The following is a 10,825-nucleotide window of genomic DNA, read 5'->3' on the forward strand; positions in this document are numbered from 1 at the left end:
TTGGCCGACCAGCTCCAAACCATGACCAAGAACCCCCCCACGCCAGCCACGATCCCGGCGAAGGGAAGAAGCCAAGCTGTCAGATAAAAACCCTCGGGCGGGGGATTCGGCAGCGCTTCAATCCCGTAGACTTCAACAAAATACTGTACAATTTGTTCCTTGGTCTCGCCCGCCGCGATCTTCCGGCGCACCAACTCCCGCAGCTGCGCCCCCTCCCCGCTCGGGCAGTTGATCAACAGCTTCCCCGGGCAAGCCGGACTCATGACGGCGCTGGCCACTTCCTCAAAGGTGGTCTTGGGGTCAATCACCGCCCCCCATCCGTACCCGGGGGCAAGGCTGGCGCCCAGCAAGGCAGCAAAAACCGTCACTCGCAGAAGATTTCTCACGACCGTCCGCGCTCCATTCCAACGCCCGCCTTCTGGGCCTCCGACCGCAACTCCCGGAGGCGGCTCATCAGGGTCCACCAGTAAAACCCCAGGCCCGAAATGACAACGATATAGGCAGCAATCGTGTAACCCATCAGTTCGTCTCCTCTCCGGCCCGGGCCGTTTCCAGGGCGAGCCGCAACCGCTCGATCTCCGCTTTTCGCCGCACGAAATAGGAAAACAGTAAAGTGAAGGCGATCACGGAGGACCAGAGTGCAATGTGCATCGAACCGGGGAGCTCGCGCATCCCCCCCGAGCGCGCGACAACGGGACCCGGGTGCAGCGTCCGCCACCACTTGACGGACAAATGCACGATGGGAACGTCAATGAATCCGATGATTCCCAGGACGGCGGCGAAACGCGCCCGCTGATCCGGATCGACCACATAGGCGCGAAGCATGAGATACCCGATATAGATCAGCCAAAGGATCATTGATGTCGTCAGCCGGGCGTCCCAGGTCCACCACACACCCCAGATGGGCCGGGCCCAGATCGGGCCGGTGATCAAAACCAGCGTGCAGAAAGTGACGCCGGCCTCGGCGCACGCATGGGCGCGGATATCGTCCTGCTCCCGTTTCCAGATGAGATAGCGGATGGAAAATATGAAAACGAGAAAAAACGCCAGAAAAGCGATCCAGGCCGAGGACACATGCACGTAGAAGATGCGCTGCGCCGGACCCTGAACATTGTCCGTGACAGCAATGAAGAAATCGGCATAAAGGGCGAAAAGGATCGCCACGATGGCGAGCCCGGCCAGGAGCTTGTCGCCCCCCTCCCTCTCGTTCCGCCAGATCAGCCAGCCGACGGGTATCGCCACAATCAGAAAAATGACCAGAAAGAGTTCCGTCACTGTGCTCCCTCCACCCGGCGGATTCGGCTCGACCCGCTCACCGGCATTGTACCCGAAGAGGAGGGCCTGAAAACAAGTTCATGCATTACATGAAAATATTCACACAACATATTGTATTCACTCGAGTATAACAAACTCGTAAACCACCGCCGACGCTACCACGAAAATAATGTCGAAGACAAGGAGCAATTTCACCCAGTCGCCTGCCTCCGCCCAGCCTCCGCCGCCCAAAAGCACGGCCGTCGCCCGGACCGCCGCGATGAGAACGGGAACCAGGATCGGAAACAGCAGCACGGGCAACAACACATCGCGCGTCCTTGTGCGCACGCTCACGGCCGAAAAAAGACTCCCCAGCGCCGCGATACCGATGGTCGCCTCGAGCGCCACCCCCGCAAGGGCGAGAGCATTGGGAAAAACCTCCGCCCGGTAGAAAACCGCCAGCGCGGCGAACCCGACCACCTCCATCAGCGCCATCGAGAGAAGAACTGCGAACATCTTGCCGAGAAAAATCGCCGACGGGTCCACGGCGGTCAGCCGCATGGCGGAGATCCCTTCGCTCTCCCGCTCGATTCCCATCCCGCGCGAGAGACCGATGGTGGAGGCGAAGAGGATGGCGATCCAGAGAATTCCCGCTTGGACGTTTGCCGCCTCGGCCCCCCCTCCGCCCCCCGGGCCGAAGGCGAAGCTGAAGAGGGTCAGCACCATCAGGGCAAAGATCACCATGACGGTGAGACTCTCGCGCGCGCGCCACTCCAGCAGGAGGTCCTTTTCCGCCACTGTCCAGGCCGAACGAAGGAAAGTCCTCATCTGGCCTCCCTCTCTCCGGCGGGGGCCATAAGCTCGCCCCGGTAGGCCCGGTCCAGCTCCGCATTCCCCAGGCGCGCCGCCTCGCCGCGGAGAACAAGCCTCCCCCCGGAAAGCACCGCTATCTCTTTTGCCAGCTTCCGGGCGCGCGCCGGGTCGTGCAGCGTCATAATCACAATGCGCCCGTCACTCACCTCCCCGAGAATCTCCTCGAAGCGCCCGACCGCAACCGGGTCAAGCCCCGAGAAGGGCTCATCGAGCAGCAAGATTTCCGGATCGTGCAAGAGCGCCCGCGAGAGCGCCGCCCTTTGCCGAAGTCCCTGGCTGAGCACCCGGATCGGATCGTCCATCCGCTCGGTGAGCCGCAGGGAAGCGGCCAGGCTTTCAATCCGGGCGGCAACTTCACTCCGGCCAAGGCCGAATAACTTGCCGAAGAAATTCAGATTCTCCCGCAACGTCAGCGGGGCGTAGAGGTAGGGTTCGTGGCTGAGGAATCCGAACTTTTTCCGGGAGGCCGCGTCAATGGCCCGCCCGTCGAGATGAATCTCCCCCGCATGGGGCTGGAGCAGGCCCGCGACCGTCTTCAGCAGCGTGGTCTTGCCGGAACCGTTCGCCCCCAAAAGCGCGATGGAGGTGCCGCGATCGACCGAGAGGCTCACCTCGCGCAGCGCCCACCTTCTTCCGTAGCGGCGAGACAGTCCAAGCAGTTCCAGCATCTAGGATATCTCGCGAAGGCGCGCGATTCGGGCTCCCCGCTCTTTGCGATGCGCTTCGGGCGAAATTTCACCGATGGCGAGCCGATCATCCAGTTCCGCGATGGAAATCAGCAGCTTCTCGCGATCGATCTTCTCCAGCAAGGAGGTGTTTCGCCGTCTCCTGAGCCAGAAGCCCAGGACAACGCCGACAAACAACAGGCCGCCGCCCGCCACATAGAAGTAAAACGGATCGGCCATCGAATCCGGCGCCTTCAGGTGAAAGCGCATCATCGTTCCGGCCGGAGCCGCGCCGACGAAGCGATCCAACTCGCGATCCTGGAACTTGACGGACTCCAACTGCCGCAAGCTGCCCGCCTGCAGCTGAACACGGCCTTTCTCCGGAAAAACCGCAAAATTCTGCGTGCCGAGCCGGACCGGGCGCTCCACCGAGATGCCGCCGAACTCATCCTGGAACTTGTAGAAGAGCACCACCTGCCGCAGTCCGGGCGGAATGGTCTCGAAGGAGAGTACCTCGCTCCCGGTGACTTGCACCTTTTTCGGATCGAGGCCCTGGCCGATGCGCCAGTCCAACGCCCCGGGGTTGCGGACGCTGTCGCTGCGGGGAAGTGTGATGTTCAGCGTCGGTGCGCCGCCTTGGGAAACAATCGGGGTTTTTCCCGTGTTTTCCAAATCGAAAAATTCGATGATTTCGTAATAGCCCTTCTCAAGCCGGATCATCATGACCCGCCGGTTGAGGCGCAGCGCCGACTCGCCCTTGGGGTTGGCCGGCGCCGCTGCGGCCGCTCCGGCAAAAACCCCGATCAGCAATATTCCGGCAAGATACCACGCAGCCATGCTCCGGGCCCGGTTCAAGGCAGTTTCTCTCCGCAGGAAGAACAGAATTTGTGTGTGGCGATCACCGCGCCGCCGCAGGAGGGGCAAAAAGCACCCCGGGCCGGCTCCGGCTCTTCCTCGGATGAGGACACATCTTTCGCCACCGGCTTCACCTTCCGGTAGCGAAGAATATCGGCCTCGAATTTTTCATCGAGCGATGGAGGACTATCCTCCCGCACAGGAACATCCGCCCGCGCACCCTCCACCACCCGCTGGGCGGCCTCCTCGGCCTCGTGGCCCTCCATCTGCACCGCCACCATCCCCTCGTGAAGGCCGCGCGCCTCCAGGCGGCGGAGAATCCCCAGCGCCCGATTCCGGGCCGCGCCCATCATCTCGGCGTAATCCTCGTCCGAGAGCTTTCCCATCTGGCGGTCCAGATCGACCTCCACAATTTGCTTGTAGGCATTTTCCCGCTCGGACAAAAGCCGCGCCACCTCCGACTCGCGAAGCACATCGCTCTCCGCAGAGGAGCCGTCCGAGCCTTGGACAACGTTGAAAAGCGGCCAGGCGGCATAGGCGAACGAGAGCAAAAGCAGCGCGCCGACTACGACCAGGGAAACCGATTCCATCTCACGTACCCTCTGCGGCGGCCAGCCGCTTTCTCAAGCGTCCCCACCGCTCCGGCAGGAAGCACACAATGGTGCCCAGCGTGAAGATCACGCCGCCGAACCACACCCAGTTGATCAGGGGGTTGATCAGAAACTTGAAGCTGGCGGAGCCATCTTCATCCGTTTCCGCGAAAACGGCATAGACATCCGAATGGAGCGAGCGCTGAATCCCGGCCTCGGTCGTGGGCTGTGGCGGGGTGAAGTAGAGCCTTTTTTCCGCCTCGATGTCGCCCACCCGGCGTCCCTCGCGGTAAACGGTGAGAAGGGCGAAGGCCGATCGATAGTTGTCCGAGACGCTCTGCCGGAGGCCGACGTATTTCATGCGCACCCCGTCGAGGGTAAAACTCTCCCCGGGCCGGAGCCGAACCTCTCCCACCTGCTGGTAGGCCGACGAGGCGGCGACCCCGACGAACAGGATCGCCATCCCGAGATGAACGATGTAGCCGCCGAAGCGGCGCTTGTTCCGCATGGTGAGATCCCAGATGGCGTGAAGGAGCCCCTCTCCCTGGTGGCGCACCCGGGCGGAGACGCCGCGGTAGTACTCGAGCCAGATGGTGGCCAGGACGAAGAAACACAGCGCAAACGTCAGGACGGCATATACGTGGCGCAGGCCACCGGAAATCAGAACGATGAGAATGCCCAGCGTCACGACGCCCGGATAGACGAACGTTTTTCGGAGCTGAAGGCCCGAGGATTTCCGCCAGGCGAACAAAGGCCCCGCCCCCATCAGAAGAATCAACAAAAGCCCGATGGGCACGTTGACCTGGTTGAAGAACGGCGGACCGACCGTTACCTTCACGCCCTTCACCGCCTCGCTGATGATGGGGAAGATGGTTCCCCAGAGGATGGAAAAGGTCATGCCGACGAAAATCACGTTATTCAACAGGAAGCCGGCCTCGCGGGAGAAGAAGCTCTCCATCTCGTGCTCGCTCTTCAAAAGCGGGAGGCGCCAGATCACAAGACCGAAGGAAACCGCGAGCACGATGAGCAGATAGGCCAGAAACGCCCAGCCGAACGGGCTGTCCGCAAAGGCATGAACGCTCGAAACGATGCCGCTTCGCGTGAGGAAGGTGCCGAAAATCGTCAGGGAATAGGTCATGATGATCAAGGAAACGTTCCAGACCTTCAGCATCCCGCGTTTTTCCTGGATGATCGCTGAGTGCAGGAACGCCGTGCCGACGAGCCAGGGCATCAGACTCGCGTTTTCAACCGGATCCCAGGCCCAGTAGCCGCCCCAGCCCAACTCACGGTAGGCCCAGGCGCCGCCGAGAAGTACCCCGATTCCGTTGAAGAACCAGGCAAAAAGGGTCCATCTGCGGGTGGTGATGACCCAGCCCGGATCAAGTCTCCCCGTGGCGAGCGCTCCGATGCAGAACGCAAACGGAACCGCGAAACCCACGTATCCCAGAAAAAGATTGGGAGGATGAATCACCATTCCCCAGTCCTGCAGGAGCGGATTCAGGCCGCGGCCATCGAGAGGGACTTCGGCCAGCGTATCGAAGGGAGGGGTGATCAAATTCAAAATGGTCAGGAAAAAGGCCGCCGTGATCATCAGCGTCGCCGTCACGTAGGGCATCAAGTCCTGGTTCCGCCGGCGGTTTTGGCAGATCAGCGTGAACGAAAAAATGCACAGAAGCAGAAGCCAGAAGAGAAGGCTCCCCTCCTGTCCGCCCCAGAACGCGCTGAAGCGGTAAAAGGCGTTCAGGGTGTTGTTCACCTGGCTGGCAACATACTCCACCCGGTAGTCTCGCGTCATGAGAAGGTAGATGAGGCTGACGCTCGCCAAGGAGACGAGGGAAAAAACCACGACGGCCGCGTTGCGGCCCGAGACGACAAATTCCGCCCGGCGCCGGATGGCGCCCCACACCGAAATAATGGCGCTGTAGAGCGCCAGAATATAGGCCGCCAAAAGGGCGTAGTGTCCTAAGTTAATCAACAACATCCTGGCGCCACTCCTTTGCGGTGATGGGCGGCCTAACCGAAGGCACACCTTCGGCCTAGATGCGCGTCATCCAATTCTACTTTTTCACGGAAGCTTGTTTTTGAGGTTGGGCTTTCTGCATGAGAATCTCGTGCTCTTTCGGGATTGCCTCGCCGGTTTTCTTCTTTTCCTCGAACTTCGACGGGCAGGCCACCATCAGATTTTTCGCCACCAGGACGCCCTCGCCGTTGAGCTTTCCTTCGGCGATCACGGGGAAGCCGTTTTCGAGGAGATCCGGGGGAACTCCCTGGAAGCGCACCGGCAGCGTAGTTGCCTCGCCCTGCAGGCGAAAGGCGATCTGCATTTTCGCCGAGTTCCGCGTCAAGGTCTTGGACACGATCTTTCCCTGCACGCGGACACCCTGGTTTTTCTGCTCCAGGCTCGCCGATTTTTTGGCCACCTCGTCCACCGTCATGAAATAAACGAGATTGTCGCCCTGGAAGCCGGCGATGGAGAGATACAAAAAGGAGCCAGCGATGACAACGCCGGCTATCACGAACTTCGCCCGCTTTGCGCTCATGTGTACATACTCCCCCGGAAAGCCGTGTTTGCGACAATAAGGCGGCAAATCACTTTTGGAGGGCCATCCCACAAAAAAGATACTTCCATTCCTCTATTCTTTCAACCGGTAAAAACCCGGAAAACAGAGATTTTCTGATGGTTTCCAGGGAAACCGCCTTCCCCGAGCGGTGTCCCGCAAAAAAAGGGCCCCCCGTATCACGGAGGGCCCTCAAAATCCGCCGCCGCTTCGTCGCGCGCCTACTTCACCTCGCGCTCCTGGATCCAGGGCATCATCGCCCGGAGCCGGGCGCCAACCACCTCGATGGGATGCTCCTTTTCCTTCCGCACCACGGTGTTGAACGTGGGACGGCCCACCATGTTCTCGTTGATCCACTCGCTCGCGAACTTTCCGGTCTGGATGTCCTTGAGGATGCCCCGCATCCGCTCGCGCGTCCCCTGATCGATGACCACCTTGCCGCGGGTGATGTCCCCGTACTCGGCCGTGTCGGACACCGAGTAGCGCATCATCGTGATGCCGCCCTGGTAGATCAGGTCGGTGATCAGCTTCACCTCATGGAGACACTCGAAATAGGCCAGTGCCGGCTGATAGCCCGCCTCGCACAAGACCTCGAACGCCGCTCGGATGAGCTCTGTGATTCCACCGCAGAGCACCGCCTGCTCGCCGAAGAGATCGGTTTCGGTCTCCTCCTCGATAGTGGTCTCGATGATGCCCGCCCGGGCGCAACCCACCCCCTTGCCGTAGGCCAGCGCATAGTCTTTCGCCTTGCCGGTCGCATCCTGGAAGACGGCCAAAAGACCGGGAACGCCCCGTCCGTCCTCGTACTGGAAACGCATGGTGTGCCCCGGGCTCTTCGGGGCGATCATGAACACATCGAGACCCTTGGGCGGAATGATCTGCCCGTAGTTCAGGTTAAAACCGTGGGCCACGACAAGGGCATCACCTTCCTTCATGTTCGGCTCGATATCGTTCCTCCAGATCGCCGCCTGGAGATGGTCTTGGGTCAACATCACCACCATGTCGCCCGCCTTGGCCGCCTCGGCAGTCTCCATCACCTCGAGACCGTCGTCCTCGGCCTGCTGCCAGCGGGGAGAGGACTTGCGGAGACCCACGACGACGTTCGCCCCGCTGTCCTGAAGGTTCAGCGCGTGCGCCCTGCCCTGGCTTCCATAGCCGATGACGGCGATAGTCTTGTTCTGAAGCAGATTCAAATCGGCATCGGCGTCGTAATAGATTTTCAGATCCTTCAACAACTCTTCACTTGCGGTCATGGCCCGCGGCCCTCCCCGAAAAAAACGCGCGGCCGCTTGAAACGGCCGCATTGCATACCCGATACCGGGGGTATCCCCCTGAAATGACGCCTCAATCTAGGAGGCGCGGAAAAAAGTGTCAAGGGAAGTCGCCCGGAATCCGGCAAAACGCAGCTTGACACATCCACGGCCGAATCCCTTACTCTCTTTCAGTGCCTCGGAGTATCTACTCACTCACGCCAGAAAGCGGGAGGTTTCGTGAAGACGCAGCCAGTAACCGGTTTTTGCGCCAAAACCATCGGCCGGAGCCTCCGCGCCGGCCTTACCCTCGCCCTCGCGCTTCTGTATTTCCTGGCCCCCGCCCCCGGAGAAGCCGCCCGAAAGGTCACCCTCGCCCTCAACTGGCTCCCCGGTGGGACCCACGTCCCCTTCTATTACGCGTTGCATGGGGGATACTACAAAAAAACGAACCTCGACGTCTCTATCGTCATCGCCCAGGGAAGCCACAAGGCCCTCGATCTGCTCCAGGCCGGGAAAGCCCACTTCGCCCTTGCCGAGGCGGCCGAGCTGTTCGTTCACCGCCTTCGCGGCATGGACACCCTCGGGGTCATGGTTTACTTCCAGGATTCGCCGAACGCCGTCTTTTCGCTCAAGGGCAGCGGCATTCGAGGGTTCCGCGATCTGAAATCCAAAAAGATCGCCGCGCCGCGGGCTTCTTTTCCGCGCATTATTTTTCCCGGCCTGCAACCGCAAACGGGTCTCGACCCCGCCCAGGTACTCTGGCAGAACCTGCGCCCGGAGAGCCTGCTTCCCGCGCTCATCTCCGGACAGGTGGACGCTGTGGTCAGCTCCACGATTGCGGCCTATCAATACCATGAAGCCGCCCGCCTCGCGGGCAAAAGCATCGCCGTCTTTCCCTATGCCCGCGCCGGGCTGAATCCCTATTCCTTGCTGCTCAACACGAAGGACAGCCTTGTGGAAAAGCAGCCCGAACTCGTCCGCGACTTCATCCGGGCCACGGCAGAGGCCCTGGCCGCCGCGATCGAGCAGCCCCGAAAGGCCCTAAGCACGTTTCTCCAAGTCAACCCCGAGCTGGGCGAGAAGCGCATCGCCGCCGAATGGAGCGCCGCCCTCGCCCTGACGTACCCGGCAAGCGCACGCCATATCGGCCTGGGTCTTTTCGACAGAAAAAGAATGGAAAACATGAAGGCGCTGCTGATCCAAACCCGGAAACTGAAGATCGAAACGCCCATCTCTCACTACTTCACCAACGATCTTCTGCCCCGGCTCCGGCCGGTTCCCGGCAACCTGTAGCTCCATCCCGGCGAAAAAAAACCGGGGAGCCTTTCGGCCCCCCGGCGAATTCCAAGAAACAGGTTATTCAGATTGCCGTGATCGCCGAACGGGTAACGCCCCGGAAGGCGATGGCGATCTCCTCCGCGGCCCGCGCCGCCGCTTCGGCCGCCTCCTGCGCCATCGCCCAGCTCTGCTCGGAAAAGTGCCGGGCCGACTCCGAGGCCCGATCCTTCGCCTCGGAGGCCATGGCGGATGCCTGGGCAGCGAATTCCGCGGCCTCGGCCGCTCCGACCTTCGCCTGCTCCACCGCCGTCATCGCCATGTCCTTTGCGCTCTCGAGCATCTTCCGAACGGCATGGTCGAGCCTCTCGAACGAGAAGCTCTCACCCCGCGTGTGCCGGGCCGCTTCTTTTGCGTGCTGTAACGCGGTTTCGGCGGCTTCCAGCGCCATTCGCGCCGATTCCTTGGCCGCCTCGTAGGCGTCCGTCACGCTGCTCATCTGCGGAACCTCGATCGGAACCGTCGGGTCCGTGAGGGTGTGAAGCGTCAGGCCCGCACCCATGGCCTCCGCCCGCTCATCGGCCAGCTTGAGGGCCTCATCGTCCACCATGATGTCCACCCGGCGGGCGACGACCTTCATTCTCGGTTCCATCACCTTCCAGGCCAGCCCGAAAAATTCCATGATCTTGATCATCCGGTAAGTCATATCGAACTCGAACCAGCGCTGTCCGTGGGCGGCCGAGCGCTGATCGGCGTGGTGGTTATTGTGCCAGCCCTCGCCGAAGGCGAGCAGGCCGACCCACCAGCTGTTCGTGCTGTCCTCGTCCGTCTGGTAATTCCGGTAACCCCATATGTGCGTGGCGGAATTGACGAACCACGTCGCATGCCAGAGCACGACAGTCCGCAGCAGGACGCCCCAGACGACCCACGAGAGCCCCAGGCCCCCGTACATCTCGCCGGCGATGTAGATCAGCCCCGCCGTCGCCACGTAGAGCGTAAAAAAGTGGCGATCGAAAAAGCGCTGGACGGGATCTTTGTGCAAATCCTTCGCAAAGCGGCAATACTCCTCGTACTCGTGCGCACCCGGCAGCGTGACGAACAGCCACCCCGCGTGCGCCCACAGGAAATTCACGAGCGGGGAGTGCGGGTCCGGCTCATGGTCGGCTTCCTTGTGGTGGATGCGGTGCGTGGCTGTCCACTGAATCGGGCCGCTCTGAAGCGACAGACAAGCAAAGTACGTCAAAAGATACTCGACCCATTTGTATGTCTGGAAACTCCGGTGGGTCAGAAGACGATGGTACGACATCGTCACGCCGAACATTCCGGCCAGATAATAAAGGACGACAAAGAGGACAAGCCCCGAAGTGCTGTAATACTGGGGATCGAGCGCGAGGAGGGCGGCGAGATGGATAGCGCCAATCACAAAAACCGTCGGCCACATAATGCGCCGCTCTTCCTTCCGGTGGACCGCCAAGCGCCGACGCTCGCGTGTTGCCACAAAA

The 10,825-nt window shown here is 61.2% G+C and carries 12 protein-coding genes; 1 reads left to right on the plus strand and 11 read right to left on the minus strand.

The annotated features are described in order from the left end of the window. From O2807_05780 to ilvC, 10 genes are all read right to left on the minus strand, one after another. Positions 1–368: cytochrome c-type biogenesis protein CcmH (locus O2807_05780; GenBank protein ID MDA1000012.1), on the minus strand; the 368-nt coding region annotated here is incomplete at its 3' end. A 14-nt stretch (positions 369–382) separates the two neighbouring features. Then, complete coding sequence (locus O2807_05785; GenBank protein ID MDA1000013.1) at positions 383–520, minus strand: hypothetical protein; 138 nt, start codon at positions 518–520, stop codon at positions 383–385. Beyond that, complete coding sequence (gene ccsA / locus O2807_05790) at positions 520–1,275, minus strand: cytochrome c biogenesis protein CcsA (protein ID MDA1000014.1); 756 nt, start codon at positions 1,273–1,275, stop codon at positions 520–522. Before ccsA ends, O2807_05785 begins: the two co-directional genes overlap by 1 nt. A 117-nt stretch (positions 1,276–1,392) precedes the next feature. Then, positions 1,393–2,082: a heme exporter protein CcmB gene (locus O2807_05795; protein MDA1000015.1), complete on the minus strand. Its 690-nt coding sequence runs from the start codon at positions 2,080–2,082 to the stop codon at positions 1,393–1,395. Further along, positions 2,079–2,795, minus strand: coding sequence for an ABC transporter ATP-binding protein (locus O2807_05800; protein ID MDA1000016.1), 717 nt, complete (start codon positions 2,793–2,795; stop codon positions 2,079–2,081). The genes O2807_05795 and O2807_05800 overlap by 4 nt, the downstream gene beginning before the upstream one ends. After that, positions 2,796–3,647, minus strand: a complete 852-nt coding sequence (locus O2807_05805; GenBank protein ID MDA1000017.1) for a hypothetical protein — start codon at positions 3,645–3,647, stop codon at positions 2,796–2,798. Continuing rightward, on the minus strand, positions 3,644–4,237 hold the full coding sequence (locus O2807_05810; protein ID MDA1000018.1) for a hypothetical protein: 594 nt from the start codon (positions 4,235–4,237) through the stop codon (positions 3,644–3,646). Before O2807_05810 ends, O2807_05805 begins: the two co-directional genes overlap by 4 nt. Before the next feature lies 1 nt (position 4,238). Then, a complete protein-coding gene (locus O2807_05815) occupies positions 4,239–6,218 on the minus strand; it encodes a heme lyase CcmF/NrfE family subunit (GenBank protein ID MDA1000019.1) in 1,980 nt (659 codons plus the stop codon). Between the two features lie 76 nt (positions 6,219–6,294). After that, positions 6,295–6,777, minus strand: coding sequence for a cytochrome c maturation protein CcmE (locus O2807_05820; protein MDA1000020.1), 483 nt, complete (start codon positions 6,775–6,777; stop codon positions 6,295–6,297). Between the two features lie 239 nt (positions 6,778–7,016). Beyond that, positions 7,017–8,048, minus strand: coding sequence for a ketol-acid reductoisomerase (gene ilvC / locus O2807_05825; protein ID MDA1000021.1), 1,032 nt, complete (start codon positions 8,046–8,048; stop codon positions 7,017–7,019). Positions 8,049–8,285: 237 nt separating this feature from the next. On the opposite strand from ilvC, the gene O2807_05830 reads away from it, so the two are divergent. Then, the gene (locus O2807_05830; protein MDA1000022.1) at positions 8,286–9,341 is read left to right on the plus strand and encodes an ABC transporter substrate-binding protein; all 1,056 of its coding nucleotides are present in this window, start codon (positions 8,286–8,288) and stop codon (positions 9,339–9,341) included. A 67-nt stretch (positions 9,342–9,408) separates the two neighbouring features. Here O2807_05830 and O2807_05835 read toward each other — a convergent pair. Then, the coding region (locus O2807_05835; GenBank protein ID MDA1000023.1) for a fatty acid desaturase at positions 9,409–10,825 on the minus strand (1,417 nt) is incomplete at its 5' end.

This window comes from bacterium (assembly GCA_027622355.1).
In the GTDB taxonomy this organism is placed as follows: domain Bacteria; phylum UBA8248; class UBA8248; order UBA8248; family UBA8248; genus JAQBZT01.

Excerpts from the sequence above, each read along its gene's own strand:
- O2807_05785 (MDA1000013.1), bottom strand. The coding sequence starts at position 520 with ATGGGTTACACGATTGCTGCCTATATCGTTGTCATTTCGGGCCTGGGG.
- O2807_05795 (MDA1000015.1), bottom strand. The coding sequence starts at position 2,082 with ATGAGGACTTTCCTTCGTTCGGCCTGGACAGTGGCGGAAAAGGACCTC.
- O2807_05800 (MDA1000016.1), bottom strand. The coding sequence starts at position 2,795 with ATGCTGGAACTGCTTGGACTGTCTCGCCGCTACGGAAGAAGGTGGGCG.
- O2807_05810 (MDA1000018.1), bottom strand. The coding sequence starts at position 4,237 with ATGGAATCGGTTTCCCTGGTCGTAGTCGGCGCGCTGCTTTTGCTCTCG.
- O2807_05815 (MDA1000019.1), bottom strand. The coding sequence starts at position 6,218 with ATGTTGTTGATTAACTTAGGACACTACGCCCTTTTGGCGGCCTATATT.
- O2807_05820 (MDA1000020.1), bottom strand. The coding sequence starts at position 6,777 with ATGAGCGCAAAGCGGGCGAAGTTCGTGATAGCCGGCGTTGTCATCGCT.
- ilvC (MDA1000021.1), bottom strand. The coding sequence starts at position 8,048 with ATGACCGCAAGTGAAGAGTTGTTGAAGGATCTGAAAATCTATTACGAC.